Origin of the sequence: Marinobacter sp. UBA3607 (assembly GCF_002375525.1) — a bacterium.
Classification (GTDB): domain Bacteria; phylum Pseudomonadota; class Gammaproteobacteria; order Pseudomonadales; family Oleiphilaceae; genus Marinobacter; species Marinobacter vinifirmus.
This window is the reverse complement of sequence record NZ_DFLY01000022.1, coordinates 20535-36959: the sequence shown is the minus strand read 5'-3', so window position 1 is coordinate 36959 and position 16425 is coordinate 20535. Positions and strand designations below refer to the sequence as shown.

Sequence of the window (16425 nt, the reverse complement as noted above, 5' to 3'; positions counted from 1 at the left end):
TCAGCTGGCAATCGAGCGAGTGAGCATGTCCATGGTGTGATGAATCAGGTTGTCGGCGGGAAAGTCCGGGTTTTCACCCGCTTCTGCCTGGCACAGCATGATCACCCCGTGCAGGGCACCGCGCAGATACAGCGCGGTCTGGGCCGGCGAGGCAATGCGCTCCCGGCTCATGGTGCCGTCTTCCAGGCCCTTGTGGATGGCCGCTTCCATCAGCTGCATCAGTTCGTTCTTCGAACACAGCATATCCAGGGCCTGGTCTTCCTCCGCCTCTGCCATGGCGGTTGAGGCCTTGGTCAGGGCTGAAAAGTAATCCGGCGCTTCCCGGTAAAAACGGTAATAGGCATCCCCCATGGCCCGGATCTGGGCCAGCCCGGTATCTGCCGTACTCAGGGCGTTCTCGAATCTTTCCACCAGGCTTTGCCCGGCCCTCAGCATGATGCCCCGCTGAATGGCGGCTTTGTCCTTGAAGTACACATACAGCAACGCGCGGCTCAGGCTGGCGGTGCGGGCGATGTCGTCCATGGAGGTGCGATCGTAGCCTTTCTCGGAAAACACCAGCTCGGCGGCGTCCAGAATGGCATCGTACCTTGCCTGTTTTTCCCGTTCCCTGCGTGTTTTCAACGGCTCGTTCATGGTGCTTCCGGTGTTGTGGTCATGGCCTGAATGATAACTGATAGAGGATAAAAGCCGATTATTGACAATTTGTCAAAGAGTGACATGATGTCGGGAAAACAACGGCGGCTTCTGACGGAAACAGGCGCCAACAAATCATCTATTCAGGGAACGGGGCTGACCAGTCATGTCTCTCTTCGCGCGTTCATTGCCAATAACTCTGGCCAGCATGCTGCTGGCTGTCGTGTCTTTATCCGGCTGCAACAGCAGTGCCTCCGAACAGGCTGCAGACCAGCCGGTATCGGTTCGGGTGGCCGAGGTAACCGGTGGCCAGGTGGTGGAAATTCCGCTGCGCTTCTCCGGTATTGTGCGGGCGGCCCAACGGGCCACCCTGACTTTTCAGGTGAGCGGTACGCTGAAAGAGCGACCGGTGGAACTGGGGCAGACAGTGAAAGCCGGAGATGTGCTGGCCAGTGTGTATAACCCGGCCCTGGAACCGGCAAGGGATTCTGCTGCGGCCCGGCTGGATGAACTGAAAACCCAGTACGACCAGGCCCAGCGGGAATGGGAGCGTTCCAGCCGCTTGCACCAGCGCGGTGTGGTCTCGGAACAGAGCCTGGAACAGATCGCCGCCCGGCGGGATTCCCTGCGGGCCAGCATGGCCACGGCCCGGGCCTCCCTGGCGGAAGCCACCCGGTTACTGGAAGAAAGCGTATTGAAAGCCCCGTTTGCCGGCCAGGTAGAAGCCTTGCTGGTAGAGCGGGACGAATTTGTCGCCGCCGGGCAGCCAGTGGTACGCCTGTCTTCGCCGCTGGGCCGGGAAGTGGAGGTGCGGGTGCCTGCGCATCTGTTGGGCCATGTGCGGCTCGGGCAGGAGCTGCCGGTCTGGCTGGTGCAGGACCGCAACCGGGAGCCGGCTACCGGCACGGTGGTGGAAATTGCCCAGGGCAGTTCCATCCGTGGCGAGCTGCATCCGGTATTGGTGAGCCTGCCACCGAATTCCCTTTCTGCCGGTGAACCGGTGGAGGTCGGCATTACCCCGGTTCAGGAATCTGCGGTCACCGTGCCCCTGCTGGCGGTGATGCGGGACAGCACGGGCACCAGCGTGTTTCGGGTTGAAAATTCCGTGGCCTACAAGGTGCCGGTGGAAGTGGACCGGGTGATCGGTGAACGGGTAATGATCCATGCCGGTGCCCTGAATCCGGGTGACCAGGTGGTCTATGCCGGTATGACCCGGCTGGTGGATGGCGACACCGTGGAGGTGCGCTGATGACCCGCCGCCTGCTGAATTACCAGCGCTTGCTGGGCATGGTGGTAACCATGCTCTGTGTGCTGGGCATTGCCGCCTACAGCACCATGCCACGCCAGGAAGACCCTACCTTTCCGTACCGGGCCGGCATGGTGACCGTGAGCTATCCGGGCGCCAGCGCCGAGGCGGTTGAGCGCCTGGTGCTGCGCCCGTTGACCGATGAACTGCGCCAGGTGGAAGAGCTGGACTGGAGCCAGGGCACAGCACGCACCGGCGTGGCGCTGGCCCGCCTGAAACTGCGTGATCACATCTACGACACCGACAGCGCCTGGGACCGGGTGCGCCAGGCCATGGAGCGGGCACGGCAGGATTTCCCGGACGATGTTGGCCTGATGACCCTGGATGACCGGTTGATCGATATTCCTGCGGTGGTGCTGGCGGTGGGTGGTTCGTCGTCCGTCACCGAACTCTCCGGTGTGGCGGAGAAACTGAAGCAGAACCTGCTGGATATTCCCGGCATCTCCCGTATCGACCTGGAAGGCGACGCCGACGAACAGATTACCCTGGCGCTGGACGACGCCGCGCTTTACCGCCTTGGCGTAGCGCCCAAACGCATCCTGGATACCCTGGCCCGGCGAAACCAGACCATCCCCGGGGGCTTTGTGGTGGTGGAAGGCAAGCGGTTGTCGGTTCTTCCCAATACCGAGTTTGCTGATATCGACGCCATTCGCGCTACGCCCATCGAGTTGCCGGATGGCTCCCAGGTGCCCCTGGCGGCAGCCGCGGAAGTCTGGCGCGGCCCGGCGGAGCCCCGGCAGCCGGAAACCTGGTTTGATGGTGAGCGGGTCGTGCTGCTTTCGGTGATCATGGAAGAAGGTTCCACCGACGCCATCCGTTTCGGTGAGCGCATTCGCGAGCGGCTGGAACGGGTGCGTGCTGATTTCGAGCCCTACGAAATCCGCGAAATGTTCTTCCAGCCCGGCAAGGTATCCGACCGGCTGGACGACCTGGCATGGAGCCTGGTGCTGTCGGTGCTGATTATCGTAGCGGTGGTGTTTACCGGCATGGGTATTCGCATGGGGTTGCTGGTGGCATCCATCCTGCCCATGGTGGCCCTGATCAGTGTGGGGCTGTACGACCTGGGCGGTGGTGTGCTGCACCAGATTGCCGTGATCGGCATGGTGATCTCGCTCGGTATCCTGATTGATAACGCCATCGTGATTGTGGAGAACATCCAGGGTCACCTGGACGAAGGCATGCGCCGGCTGGATGCCCTGCGCAAGGCCGTTGGCGAGCTGGCCGGGCCACTGGGTGCGTCTACCGGCACCACGCTGGCGGCCTTCGCGCCCCTGCTGATGGCCAAGGGTGGTGCGGCTGATTTCACCCGTGGCGTGCCGGTGATGATCATGCTCACGCTGTCGGTCAGTTACCTGCTGGCCATTTCCGCCGTGCCGCTGCTGGCAGCCCGGTTCCTCAAGCCGCGAAAGAATATCCACAAAGACCGGTTGATGGGCCTGGCCCGTTCGCTGGGTGGCCTGGTGTATCGCTATCCGGGCCGCTTGATTGTCGCGGGCACTTTGTTGGTGGCCATCAGCGTGGGCATGACGCCGTTCATGGCCCAGCAGTTTTTCCCCAACGCAGACCGGCCTCGGGTGATTGTGGAAGTGTATCTGCCCGAAGGCACCGACCAGGCACAAACCTCCGAGGCCGCTGCGGAGCTGGAGCGGGCCATTCGCGCCCGCCCGGAAACCCTGGAAGTGCACCGGTTTGTCGGTTTCACCGGCCCGGCGTTTTACTACAACCTGCAGCGAGCGCCCCAGGCACCTAACCGGGCCAGGCTGGTGGTGCGCACGCCGGCGCTCGAAGACACCACAGACCTCGTAGACTGGATTCGCCATGAGCTGGCGCCCACCGTGCCGGAGCTAGATATTTCTGCCGGTATCCTGGGGCAGGGGCCGCCGCGTACCGCGCCGGTTGAAGTGCGAATTTATCACCCCGATGACGCTACCCGTGCCCGTGCCACCGAGCAGGTGTTCAGTGTGCTGCGTGGCGTAACCGGCACCGTCGACGTACGGCACGACCTGGACATCGGTGTGCCCAGTATTGCCATCAACGTAGACGACGCCACCGCCGCCCGTTACGGCCTGACCCGTGCAGACGTAGCACAGAGCCTGTACGGCCAGAGCTATGGCGTGGTGGCCGAGCGTTACCGGCAGGAAGATGATCCTATCCCCATCATTCTGCGCTCCCGGGAAGGCACCGCGCTGTCGCTGTCACGTCTGTTGTCGGTGAACACCTACAACGACCAGGGGGATGCCATTCCGCTGTCGGCCGTGGCCACGGTTGAAACCACCTGGGAGCCGGCGGCCCGATACCTGAGAAATGGCGTGCGGGTGAATGCAGTAACGGCGAACCTGGAAGAAGGCTACAGCTTCAGCCAGGCCCTGGACGGCTTGTTCGCAGCACTGGACGAACAACCCCTGCCCGCCGGTACCCGGGTAGAGCTGGGCGGCGATGCCGAAGGCTCCAACAATGCCAACAGTGCCCTGCTGACCGCAGCGCCCATCGGCATCCTGTTGCTGCTGTTTTTCCTGCTACTGCAGTTCAACTCCTTCCGTCGGGTTGGCATCATCCTGCTGACGGTGCCGCTGGCCACCGTGGGAATCTTCCCGGGGCTGGTGCTGTCCGGCTCTCCGTTCGGCTTTCAGTCGTTGCTGGGGGTAATTGCGCTGGTGGGCATTGTGGTGAACAACGCGATCGTATTGCTGGATGTGATGGACAGGGAGCTGGAAAAGGGCCGGGCCATTGCCGATGCTGTGCGCACCGCGGTAGAACAACGCACCCGGCCCATCCTGCTGACCACAGCCACCACCGTGGCAGGCCTACTGCCGCTGGCGTTCTCCAGCTCCACGCTGTGGCCACCCATGGCCTGGGCCATTATCAGTGGCTTGCTGGCTTCTACGGTACTGACCTTGCTGGTGATTCCGTCGGTGTGCACCAAGGTGATCAAACTGCCGGTGGCGGAACCGGAAAACGCCCCGGCCTGAGACAACAGGGCCGGGTAATTACCCGGCCCTGAACTCGTTCTTCGCCCGAATCATCAAACCCACGCGCTGCCCAACCGGCACATGGGGATTGGGAAACACCACCGCCTCCGGCGCCGTACCCACCCGGTAGCTGGTTTTGTCATCTTCCCAGATCACCGTGCCGGGCTGGTACTGGGTAAAATTCGCCACCTCATCCGGTACATGAAACCGGAACGACGGCCCCGTGTTCAACACCTCATGCACCACCTCGAACACCGTTAACCGGTCAAACGGCGGCCGGGCCTGTGGTGCGGCCGCTCCAGAAAACCGACGACGCAATGCCCGCTCAATACCCCGAAACCGTCGCAAATCATTCCGCCCGAACGCTTCAACCTTACCCAGCTCCACCGTAAAACTCTCGGCCTTCAAAAGGCTGGATGTAAACGACGAAAACACCGTGGATTCCTGATGCTGAAGCAGCAATGTCTCAACCTCTGCCTCCAGCAAAAACTCACACTGAGCCGCCGGCACCGACCGCCCCGGCACAAACGGATACAAGGCAAACCGCTCCCGCTTCGACGGCCGAATCGCCGTATGCAAATCATAGTGACTCAACGCCAGCCCATGATGCGCCGTCGCAAACTGCCGGCACATCTCCTCCAGAAACTGCGCCCGCCGCGCCTCCGGCAACCCCTTATACTTCGCCTGCCCATGGGCCCCGTTAAACAGCCGGTTCATATTCACATCCACAAACCGCTGCCCCGCCACCATCGCGGGCGGATTACCCAGAATCAGCAACACCGGACACCCCAGCTGCCACTCCCCGGCAAACAACTCCGACACCAACCCGTTCAAAACCTCAATCGGCGCCGTCTCATTCCCATGAACCCCGGCCGACACAATCAGCGCTTCATTATTCACATTCTCCCGCCCGGCCGGCGGCGTCAGCCACAACACGCCGTTGGCCTTCCGTGAAACCTGTGTTCCGTCCGGCAGCTGTCGCTTGGTTTCGGGTAGGTCAGAGGAGGCAGAGGCCAGGGTGTGAGCCAGCCAGTCGGGGTGGAAGTCAAAGAGATGGTTTGAAGCGTTCATAGACTCTCCGCAGAGAAGAGGCGAAACAGGAAGCCCCGTCAGATGTTTGGGGACAGCCGGCAGGGAGCGCCTTCCGGGAATTTCGAAGGCCAAGGATGGCCTGAGAGAAGCGCACATGGATGTGCTCGTAGCGGTTCCCGGAAGGCGCTCCCTGCTGGCTGGCCTTGGCACCAATGCCGGCCGCCAGGAATCAGTAACCTGGACTCAGGAGTTCAAAGGCCGCTGATGCCGCAAAAGATGATTTTCCAATTTGCGGAAAACAAACACCAGAATAAACGTCAAAGCCATGTAGCAAAGCGCCACAAAAATAAACGCCTCAAAAGGAGCATAGAACCGCGAATAAATATTACGCGCCGCCCCCGTAAGATCCACAATCGTCACCACACTGGCAATCGCACTCGCATGAAGCATAAAAATCACCTCATTCGAGTATGCCTGAACCGCCCGCCGCGCCGCACTCGGCAGAATAATCCGCCGCATCCGCAGGAACCAGTTCATACCGTAAGCCTTCGCCGCCTCAATCTCGCCATTGGGCGTGGAAATAATCGCCCCCCGGATAATCTCCGTGGTATAGGCAGCGGTATTCAGGGTAAACGCCAGCAGGGCAGGGTACAGCGGTTCCTTGAAAATCTCCCACCAGAAAGTGTCCTGAATACCCGGAATCTGGGCCACACCATAGTAAATGATATACAGCTGGATCAGCAGCGGTGTGCCACGGAACAGATAGGTGTACAGCCAGATAGGGCCAGACACGAACGGATTCTTCACGGTGCGCAGGATCGCCAGTGGCACCGCCACAACCAGGCCAATCACCAGCGACAGGAACACCAGGTGTACCGTAGTGACCAGGCCATCCCAGTACTCCATGAGGGTCATGGCAGTAAAAATATCGTTCTGGTTCAGCCACTCGGCAATGAAATCAGGCATCACTTAATTCCCCCGAACCACGCCGACATTGGCCCGCTTGTCGAGCCACTTGATGAACAACTCCGAACCCGCCGTCAGCGCCAGGTAAACCGCCGCCACCGGAATGAAGAAGTGGAACGGCATGCGCTCGGCCTTGGCGGCTTCTTCCGCCACCCGCACCATATCGGTCAGGCCGATGATCGACACCAGCGCCGTGGTCTTCAGCAGCACCTGCCAGTTATTGCCGATGCCGGGCAGGGCATGGCGCAGCATCTGCGGAATCATCACTCGGCGGAAGGTGTGCCAGGTGGAAAAACCATAGGCCCTGGCGGCCTCAATCTGGCCCTTTTCTACGGCCAGGAACGCGCCCCGGAAGGTTTCCGTCATATAGGCGCCGAAAATCAGCCCGATGGTCACCACGCCAGAGATGAACGGATCGAACTGGAAAAAGAAGTCGATTTCACGGGTTTCCCACAAATAGTCCGACAGGGCATTCACCGCCACCTGGCCGCCGTAATAGAACAGCAGCATCATCACCAGGTCTGGCACGCCACGAATCAGCGTGGTGTAGGCCGTGGCGACACCGGTCAGCACCCGGCTACCAGAGAGCTTCGCCGAGGCGCCAAGCAGGCCCAGGGTAAGGGCGAGCGCCAATGAGAGGAAGGCCAGTTCAATGGTCACCACGGCGCCTTCGGCAAGGGCCGGGCCATAGCCTTTCAGATCAAGCATGGGAATGTCCGGAAAGCAGGGGAGCAGCCATCAGGCTGCTCCCGGGGTCAGGTTAAATCTTGATGTCGTAGTTGAAGTATTTCTGCATGATGGTGTCGTAGGTACCATCTTCTTTCAGCTTCTTCAGGGCCGCGTTCACGTCGTCAGCCAGCTTGGCATCACGCTTGCGCATGGCAACGCCCACACCTTCGCCCAGCTTAACCGGCTCGCCCACTTCCTTGTAGCCTTCCTTGTTCAGAACGGTCTGCTCACCCACCGGGTAGTCTACGAAAACCACGTCCAGACGCTGGCCTTCCAGGTCCAGGACCATGTCTTCAGCGGTGGTGTAGCGCTTGATGTTCACCACGCCACCCATGTTCTCGGTTACGTAGGTGTCCATGGTGGTGCCGCGCTGCACGCCCACGGTCTTGTCTTTCATGGCGTCCATATCGGTGACGTCAGTGTTGAAAGACTCAGGGCCGAACCAGCCGCCCGGGGTGATGTAGTACGGCTCGGAGAACAGTACCCGCTCGGCGCGCTCCGGAGTGATCGACATGGAAGACATGATCAGGTCGAATTTACGGGCCAGCAGGCCGGGAATCATGCCGTCCCACGCCTGGATAACGAACTCGCAGTTGGCCTGCAGTTCTTCGCACATGGCGGTTGCCAGCTCCACTTCGAAACCGGTCAGTTCGCCGTTGTCATCACGGTACTCGAACGGCTCGTAGGGAACATCAAAGGCGATCCGCAGATCCTGGGCCTGGGCGGTGCCGGTCATCATGGCCAGGGCACAGCTTGCTGCAACAATCAGTTTTTTCATGTGTCACTTCTCCAGTAATTTGCCGTTAAGGCTTTATTCCTTGTGGAAGTTTCAGTTTCATTACCGGTTTCAAGATAGCACCGGGATTCAGAACTTGGGAGCAAGAAATTGCTTCATGCGCTCGGATTCCGGGTGATCGAACACCTTGTCCGGTGATCCCTGCTCCTCAATCACGCCCTGATGCAAGAACAGGACCTGAGTAGACACATCCCTTGCAAAAGCCATCTCGTGGGTAACGACAATCATGGTGCGGCCTTCCTCGGCCAGACTTTGCATAACTTTCAATACTTCGCCCACCAGCTCCGGGTCCAGGGCCGAGGTGGGTTCGTCAAACAGCATCACTTCCGGCTCCATGGCCAGGGCACGGGCAATGGCCGCACGCTGCTGCTGGCCGCCGGACATTTGGGCCGGGTAGTAATCCTTGCGCTCATAGATGCCGACTTTGTTCAGATACGCCTCGGCCCGCTCGATGGCTTCCTTTTTAGGAATTTTCAGGACATTTACCGGGGCTTCTATAATGTTTTCCAGAACGGTCATGTGGGACCACAGGTTAAAACCCTGGAAGACCATGGAAAGCCGGGCGCGAATCAGTTCTACCTGCCGGTTATCGGCCGGAATGCGCTCGCCCTTGCGGTTGTTTTTGAACCGGATTGGGTCACCGTGCACGATAATGTCGCCGGAGGTGGGTGTTTCCAGCAGGTTAATGCAGCGCAGAAAGGTACTTTTACCTGAACCGGAGCTGCCGATCAGGGAAACCACATCGCCCTTGCGGGTTTCCAGAGAGATGCCCTTGAGGACTTCAAGCTGATCAAAGGTCTTGTGGACGTCCCTGCAAATCAGAGGCGCGGGTTCCGCCATGGGGTGACTCCTGGGGGCTGTCATTCAAAGGCGCATGTTTTACGGACTGTAGCCGTGGAAATCAATACCGCTTTGTAGGGTTTTGGTGAAAATAGCAGCAGTTTCCTGAAGGTCATTCTGGCGTAATCATTGATCAATGCAAGTATTTTGCGGCTTCAGGCATCCGTCGATTCTGTCATCAGGGCTTCCAGTTCTTCCGGTGCGGGAATGCGCAGCAGTTTGTCCCCTTCTTTCTCCATCTCCTTCATGGTGTGCCGTACAAAGCGCACATGGGCAGTCGCAACCTTGCGGGCCTGGTCTGGCTTTGAGGCCATGATGGCCTCATACAGTTGCCGGTGCTGGCGCATGATAGTACGGCGCATATCCTCTCTCGGATTGAGATTAGACACCGACGCCTGGACGGTCAGCAGCATCATGTTCTTAAGGCCATCCAGGATGTGCACAAGAATCGGATTGTGGGACGCCTCTACGATGGCATGGTGAAAGCGATGATCCGGTCGCGCATTGCTGAGCGGGTCGGTGGCTTCCAGTGCGCGGAAGGCCTGGGTCAGTCGGTGCCGGTCCTGGTTGGTGGCGCGCTGGGCGGCCAGAAAAGCAGCCTGGCCTTCCAGCTGTTCGCGCACTTCCAGCAGGTCGTAAAGGGTGCGGGTGTGGCCCTGATAAAGGTACATCAGCGGGCTGTTGCTGCCGGAGGTGCCGGATTCCGGAACGATACTGGCCACGAATGATCCCTTGCCGTGGCGGGTTTCAATGACACCCCGGGCCTGCAATTCGTGCAGGGCCTCCCGTACGACCGAGCGTGATACGCCAAGCCGGGCCACCAGCTGGCGCTCAGAAGGAATCTTCTGGCCCGGGGCCAGCCCGCCTTCCAGAATCAGGTGTTCGAGTTTGTAGGAGATTTCTCTGGATATGCCCATGACTTTTCTGCTGGTCTGACCAGTTTCGGGTTATGCGGAGCAGTTTACGCCAAGTTTGCCAATGCCGACAAACCCCATGAATCATGCAGGGTTAGCCGGTTTCCCAAAAATCTGCGTGCAACAAACTGGTCGGACCAGTAATGAAAAAGATAGACGTGTTGCCACGGTGCGGTGAGTATTTCCGGTTATCCGAGACAACAAGTAACGTATAGAGGTGATGACCATGATGACCATCAAACGCCTGGACATCAGTGATGCCCGCCTGCTGATCAAAGGCGCCGCAGACAAGGCCCGGGATATTGGCGTACCCATGTGCATTGCCGTCGTGGACGAATCCGGCAACCTGGTCGCCTTCGAGCGAATGGATGGCGGCAAGACCACCAGCGTGATCATCGCCCAGGACAAAGCCTTTACCGCCGCAGCCGCACGTAAAGCGACCCATGACTACAATGCCGCCAACGTGCCCGGCAATCTGGCCTTTGGGATTCACACCGAAGTGGGCGGTCGGCTCAGCACCGTGGGCGGCGGCTTGCCGGTGATCGTGGATGGCGAGGTGGTCGGCGGAATTGGCCTGAGCTCCGGTACGCCCCGGCAGGATATGGATTGTGCTCAGGCCGGTATTGACTACTTTCTTAGCAATCGCTAACCAACATTCGAGAATGCTATGACTACCAGAGCGAAGGTCAGCAAGTCGGCATTGGCTGAGCAGTTCCGGGCCTTTATCGACCCGGATTTCGTGATCACGGATGACGAAACCCTCAGGCCCTATGAGTGCGACGGCCTTGCCATGTACCGGGAAATGCCCATGCTGGTTGTTCTGCCGGAAACGGTAGAACAGGTGCAGCGGGTGATGCGCATCTGCCACGAACACGGCGTGCCGGTGGTGGCCCGCGGCGCCGGTACCGGACTGTGCGCCGGCGCCATGCCCCATAAAGAGGGGGTGGTGCTGTCGCTGGCCAAGTTCAACCGGATTCTGAACATCGACCCGGTGGGGCGTACCGCACGCCTGCAGCCTGGTGTCCGCAACCTGGCCATCAGTGAAGAAGCGGCCCAATACGGCCTTTATTACGGCCCGGATCCATCCTCCCAGATTGCCTGTACCATCGGCGGCAACGTGGCGGAGAATTCCGGCGGTGTGCACTGTCTTAAGTACGGCCTGACCGTACACAACATCCTGAGTGTGGAAATGATCACTGCCGAGGGTGACCGGGTGACGGTGGGCAGTGATGGCCTGGACAGTTGCGGCATGGACCTGCTGGCCTTACTGACCGGTTCTGAAGGTTTGCTGGGTGTCGTCACCGAGGTGAAGGTAAAGCTGCTGCCCAAGCCGGAAGTGGCCCAGGTGATCATGGCGGGTTTTGACAGTATCGAAAAAGCCGGCGATGCGGTGGGTGGCGTGATTTCCCACGGCATTATTCCCGGCGGCCTGGAAATGATGGATGGCCACGCCATTATCGCCGCCGACGATTTCTGTGGCGCCGGTTACCCAAGGGACGCCAAAGCCCTGCTGCTGTGTGAAGTGGACGGCACGAAAGAGGAAGTGCACGAGCACATCGCAGAGGCCGAAGCCCTGTTCCGCAAGCTTGGAGCCACGTCTATCCGAACCTCTCAAAGTGAAGAGGAGCGGGCGCTGCTGTGGAAAGGCCGCAAATCGGCATTCCCGGCGGTGGGTCGGATTTCGCCGGATTACTACTGTATGGATGGCACCATTCCGCGCCGGCACCTGGCGAGGGTATTGCTGGAAATGGAAAAGATGTCTGAAGAGTTCGGCCTGCGTGTGGCCAACGTGTTTCACGCCGGCGATGGCAACCTGCACCCGCTGATTCTCTTTGATGCCAACGTACCCGGCGAATTCGACAAGGCAGAAGCCTTCGGCAGCGCCATTCTGGAGCTGTGTGTGGAAGTGGGTGGTTGCATTACCGGTGAACACGGCGTGGGTGTGGAGAAGATCCGCCAGATGGCCGTGCAGTTCAATGATGAAGAGCTGCAGCAGTTCCACGAGGTGAAAGCGGCCTTCGATGCCACCGGCATTCTGAACCCGGGCAAGGGGGTGCCCACCCTGAAATTCTGCCAGGAATACCGATCCATCGAGCACAAGCAACACAAGCACCAACAGGCGGATGCTGCCCATGGCTGATCAGATTCAAACGTTACAGGAGCAGGTGCTCCAGGCCCGCAGTAACGGGCAGAAACTCAACATTGTAGGTGGTGGAACGAAATCGTTCATGGGGCGCCAGGGCAGCGCTGAAGCAGGCACGCTCAGTCTGGCCGAACACACCGGCGTGGTGGAATACCATCCGGTGGAGCTGGTACTGACGGTACGCGCAGGCACCCCCCTGAAAGAGATCGAAGCGGTGCTGGCGGAGCAGGGCCAGTGTCTGCACTTTGAACCACCGCATTTCGGGGATGCCTCCACCATTGGTGGCACCCTGGCCTGTAACCTGTCCGGCCCTGCCAGGCCCTGGGCTGGCTCGGTCAGGGATCAGGTACTGGGTATTCGCCTGTTGAACGGCAAGGGCGAGCACCTGCGGTTTGGTGGCCAGGTAATGAAGAACGTGGCGGGCTACGATGTTTCCCGCTTGCAGGCCGGTGCCATGGGAACCGTTGGCGTCATCACCGAGATCAGTCTGAAAGTCATGCCCAAGCCGGCCGCTACCACAACCCTGGTGCGTGAGATGACCATGGACGAGGTGGTGGAATACATGAACCGCCGCGCCGGTGAACCCAAACCGATTACCGGTGCCTGCTGGGTGGATGGCAAGGTCTACCTGCGTCTGGCCGGTGCAAAGTCTGCCGTTGAGGCGACCGCGGAGCAATGGGGTGGCCAGGTTCTGGCGGACGGCGAGCAGTTCTGGCGGCAGGTGCAGGACATGCAGCACCCCTTCTTTGATGACCCGGAACTGCCCCTGTGGCGTTTCTCCGTGGACTCTACCGCGAAAACGCCTGAGTTGGACGGCCCCTGGATGATCGACTGGGCTGGCTCCCAGCGCTGGTATCGTGGCCAGGCTTCCCTTGATCAGCTGGAGCCCCTGGCCCGGGCTGCAGGCGGCCAGGTCAGCCTGTTCCGGGGTGGAGATCGCACCGGCGAGGTGATGCACGGCCAGCCCCAGGCCCTGAAAACCATACAGCAGCGCGTGAAAAAATCGTTCGACCCCGACGCTATCTTCAACCCCGGTCGCCTCTACAGCTGGTTGTAATTATGCAAACGAATCTGGTTCAACACTTCGCCAACACCCCGGAAGGCCAGGAAGCCGAAGAGATTCTGCGGGCCTGTGTGCATTGCGGCTTCTGCACCGCAACCTGTCCGACTTACCAGGAACTGAACGACGAGCGAGACGGCCCCCGTGGCCGCATCTATCTGATGAAGATGTTCCTGGAAGGCGGTGAGGTTACCGAGAAAACCCGCGAGCACCTCGACCGTTGCCTGACCTGCAGAAGCTGCGAAACCACCTGTCCGTCGGGTGTGAAGTATGGCCGACTGGTGGATATCAGCCGCGGCCTGATCGACAAGGAGTTACCCCGAAAACCCCGGGAGAAATGGCTGCGCTGGGCACTGACCCGCCTCCTGCCTGACCGCCGGCTGTTCGGACTCATGCTGCGAGTGGGCCAGGCGTTCCGGCCGGTGTTGCCGGAAAAGCTGCGTACCAAGGTGCCGCCACGCCGGCAGGCCAGTCCGTGGCCAGCCTCCAGTCACAGCCGTGTAGTGCTGGCCCTGGCTGGTTGTGTTCAGCCGTCGGCTGCACCCAACACCAACGCCGCCGCTGCCCGGGTGCTGGACAAGCTTGGCATCACCATGGTGGAAGCCCCGGAGGCCGGTTGCTGTGGCGCGGTGAACTATCATTTGTCCGAGCATGAGCGTGGCCTGGAGCAGATGCGCCGCAACATTGATGCCTGGTGGCCAGCCATTGAAGCCGGGGCGGAAGCCATCATCATGACAGCTTCTGGCTGTGGTGCCATGGTCCAGGATTATGGTCATTTGCTGCGGGATGACCCGGTCTATGCCAATAAGGCCCGAAAGGTGAGTGAACTCTGCACAGATCTGGGTGCTTTCCTGTTGAAAGAGGACCTTGAACCGCTGAAGGCCAGTGCCCATGCCGGTAAGGTGGCGTTCCACTGTCCGTGCACACTGCAGCACGCGATGAAGCAAAGCGGGGTAGTGGAGCAGGTGCTCGCCAGGGCTGGCGTTGAGCTTGCTGCCACCAGGGACAAGCACCTGTGCTGCGGCTCGGCCGGCACCTATTCCATCACCCAGCCGGAAATGAGCCAGAGGCTGCTGGACAACAAGCTGAAAGCACTAACGATGGATAACCCGGTGCGGATTGTAACGGCCAACATTGGTTGCCAGTTGCACCTGGAGAGCAAGGCGGAAGTGCCGGTTAACCACTGGATCGAGTTGCTGGACCGTTAACGGCGCCCCTGAACCTGCCTGCATTTTAGGGTATAGTCCCTGCGCTCCGGCCCCGCCGTTCCCATCGGCGGGGCGCTTTACTGACCAATTCACAGGATGTGAACCCATGCCAAGGACCCTGGCCCTGAGCCTGCTATGTGTGGCGCTGGCAACACCCGCGACCGCTGAGATCTACCGCTGGACGGATGCCAACGGCGCCATCCACTTCTCCGATACGCCTCCCAAACAGCAGCGGCATGCCAGTGTGACGGTACAGCCGCCGGTGACCGTGCCCATGAGTGAGAACATCCGCCAGGCCGACAAGGTGCGCCGGAGCCGGGCGGAAGTGGACCGCTTGCTGGTGCCCGGTTCCAGGGACCGATATGCCCGGGCCCGGGAAACCGAAAAGCTGGCCAGACAGTGTGAGAAATACCGAAAGCAGCTGGACCGGATTCAGGGCCAGCTCAGGGCCGGATACGGCAATGACCGGGGCAACAGGCTGCGGCAAAAACGGCGCCAGGTCAGTCAGTTATACAGCCGGGAGTGTATGCTCAATTAGTCGGGTTTGCGGAAAACTCTGATTGCTGTTTGATAATAATTACTGTTAGCTATCTACCTTGCACAGGAGGTAGATTTTGTCCCACTTTCAGCTCGCACTGTTACTCGGCATGACCGTTGCGCTGGGGCCGTTGGCCCTGGATGCGTATTTGCCGGCGTTTCCCAGCATCGCCGATGGCTTCGGCATTCCCCATGCCGATGTTGGCCTTACCCTGAGTGCCTATGTGGCGACGCTGGGGCTTGCGCAGCTGGTGGGCGGGCCGCTGTCGGACCGTTACGGGCGCCGGAACATCCTGTTTGCGGGGCTTGCGGTGTTTGCTATAGCCAGCCTGATGGTCGCGCTGGCCGACAACCTCACCAGTATGATCGCCTGGCGGGTGGTGCAGGGCATTGGTGGTGCCTTCTGTGCGGTATCGGTACCGGCCATTGTGCGGGACCAGGTTGGCGGTCAGGAAGCCGCCCGACTGTTCGGGCTGATCGGCTTGATCATGTTTATTGCCCCGGCGGCGGCACCGTCCCTTGGTGCCCTTATGCTGGCGCTGGGCGACTGGCACCTGATCTATGTATTCCTGGCCGGCTACGCCTTCTTCCTGGCCGTGGTGCTTCAGCTGGCTTTGTTTCCCCGTCTCAAGCCCCGGCCCCGGGCAACAACTCCCGTCAAAACCCTGGTGACCAACTACATGCTGGTGCTCAGGCACCGCACCACCATGCGATTTATCGGCATCCAGGTAATGAGCTTCAGCAGCATGATGCTGTTTATCACCCATTCGTCATTCATCTACCAGGAGTGGTTCGGGCTGTCGAACAGCACCTTCTCCATGCTGTTTGCTGCCAACATTGGCTTGATGGCGGTGTTGAACCTGGTCAACCGGCCACTGCTGCGCGCCTTCTCATCGGTGGTTTTGCTGCGGGTGCAGGTGGTTATCCAGTTCGTGATGCTGCTTGGCCTGGTTGCGGTGGTTATGATGGACGGACCCTTGTGGGCGGTGGCCGGATTTATTATCGCCGCGGTGGGCTGTCAGGGCGGTATTGTGCCCAATAACATGGCGAATGCCCTGGAGTTCTTCCCGCATATGGGCGGCACTGCGGCGGCTATGCTGGGGGCGTCCCAGTTTACCCTGGCCGGTGCCATCAGCGCCCTGTCTGCAGCATTCGGGGGTGAAGCGTTGCTGCCGATTGCCCTGAGTATGCTTGCCTGCTCAGTGGGAGCAGTGTTGCTGTCACTGGGCGCCCCGGCGGCAGTGGCCCGGGAGAAAGCCGCAGAAGCGGCGGCGGAGGCTGCGGTCTGAGGT

15 protein-coding genes are annotated in these 16425 nt (G+C 60.2%); 8 read left to right on the top strand and 7 right to left on the bottom strand.

The window, feature by feature from the left end:
• A complete protein-coding gene (locus tag B2589_RS07980) occupies positions 1–633 on the bottom strand; it encodes a TetR/AcrR family transcriptional regulator (protein ID WP_199457067.1) in 633 nt (210 codons plus the stop codon).
• A 166-nt stretch (positions 634–799) separates the two neighbouring features.
• Here B2589_RS07980 and B2589_RS07975 point away from each other — a divergent pair, with 166 nt between their 5' ends.
• Both B2589_RS07975 and B2589_RS07970 read left to right on the top strand, forming a co-directional pair.
• Positions 800–1882, top strand: a complete 1083-nt coding sequence (locus B2589_RS07975; protein WP_286816188.1) for an efflux RND transporter periplasmic adaptor subunit — start codon at positions 800–802, stop codon at positions 1880–1882.
• Positions 1882–4908: an efflux RND transporter permease subunit gene (locus B2589_RS07970; RefSeq protein ID WP_286816187.1), complete on the top strand. Its 3027-nt coding sequence runs from the start codon at positions 1882–1884 to the stop codon at positions 4906–4908. Before B2589_RS07975 ends, B2589_RS07970 begins: the two co-directional genes overlap by 1 nt.
• A gap of 18 nt (positions 4909–4926) precedes the next feature.
• Here the strand turns inward: B2589_RS07970 and B2589_RS07965 are convergent, their stop codons facing one another.
• The 6 genes from B2589_RS07965 to B2589_RS07940 form a co-directional block, all read right to left on the bottom strand.
• Entirely contained in the window at positions 4927–5979 is a 1053-nt protein-coding gene (locus tag B2589_RS07965; RefSeq protein WP_286816186.1) for a succinylglutamate desuccinylase, read from the bottom strand.
• Between the two features lie 204 nt (positions 5980–6183).
• Entirely contained in the window at positions 6184–6906 is a 723-nt protein-coding gene (locus tag B2589_RS07960; protein ID WP_011786722.1) for an ABC transporter permease, read from the bottom strand.
• A gap of 3 nt (positions 6907–6909) precedes the next feature.
• Positions 6910–7614 carry an ABC transporter permease gene (locus B2589_RS07955; RefSeq protein WP_273133702.1) on the bottom strand — a complete coding sequence of 235 codons (705 nt, stop codon included), beginning with the start codon at positions 7612–7614 and terminating at the stop codon, positions 6910–6912.
• Positions 7615–7666: 52 nt separating this feature from the next.
• Positions 7667–8413 carry a transporter substrate-binding domain-containing protein gene (locus tag B2589_RS07950; protein ID WP_273133703.1) on the bottom strand — a complete coding sequence of 249 codons (747 nt, stop codon included), beginning with the start codon at positions 8411–8413 and terminating at the stop codon, positions 7667–7669.
• Positions 8414–8500: 87 nt separating this feature from the next.
• Positions 8501–9271: an ABC transporter ATP-binding protein gene (locus B2589_RS07945; RefSeq protein ID WP_286816185.1), complete on the bottom strand. Its 771-nt coding sequence runs from the start codon at positions 9269–9271 to the stop codon at positions 8501–8503.
• A 155-nt stretch (positions 9272–9426) separates the two neighbouring features.
• Positions 9427–10188 (bottom strand): FCD domain-containing protein, encoded by a 762-nt coding sequence (locus B2589_RS07940; RefSeq protein WP_199457060.1) that lies wholly within the window; start codon positions 10186–10188, stop codon positions 9427–9429.
• A gap of 223 nt (positions 10189–10411) precedes the next feature.
• On the opposite strand from B2589_RS07940, the gene B2589_RS07935 reads away from it, so the two are divergent.
• The 6 genes from B2589_RS07935 (at position 10412) to B2589_RS07910 (ending at position 16422) form a co-directional block, all read left to right on the top strand.
• Positions 10412–10834: a GlcG/HbpS family heme-binding protein gene (locus B2589_RS07935; RefSeq protein ID WP_011786717.1), complete on the top strand. Its 423-nt coding sequence runs from the start codon at positions 10412–10414 to the stop codon at positions 10832–10834.
• A gap of 18 nt (positions 10835–10852) precedes the next feature.
• Positions 10853–12325, top strand: a complete 1473-nt coding sequence (locus tag B2589_RS07930; RefSeq protein ID WP_199457059.1) for an FAD-linked oxidase C-terminal domain-containing protein — start codon at positions 10853–10855, stop codon at positions 12323–12325.
• Positions 12318–13385 (top strand): glycolate oxidase subunit GlcE, encoded by a 1068-nt coding sequence (gene glcE / locus B2589_RS07925; protein WP_199457058.1) that lies wholly within the window; start codon positions 12318–12320, stop codon positions 13383–13385. The genes B2589_RS07930 and glcE overlap by 8 nt, the downstream gene beginning before the upstream one ends.
• A gap of 2 nt (positions 13386–13387) precedes the next feature.
• Entirely contained in the window at positions 13388–14596 is a 1209-nt protein-coding gene (gene glcF, locus B2589_RS07920; protein ID WP_199457057.1) for a glycolate oxidase subunit GlcF, read from the top strand.
• A gap of 106 nt (positions 14597–14702) precedes the next feature.
• Positions 14703–15134, top strand: coding sequence for a DUF4124 domain-containing protein (locus tag B2589_RS07915; RefSeq protein WP_199457056.1), 432 nt, complete (start codon positions 14703–14705; stop codon positions 15132–15134).
• Positions 15135–15210: 76 nt separating this feature from the next.
• The gene (locus B2589_RS07910; RefSeq protein WP_286816184.1) at positions 15211–16422 is read left to right on the top strand and encodes a multidrug effflux MFS transporter; all 1212 of its coding nucleotides are present in this window, start codon (positions 15211–15213) and stop codon (positions 16420–16422) included.
• Positions 16423–16425: the final 3 nt, after the last annotated feature.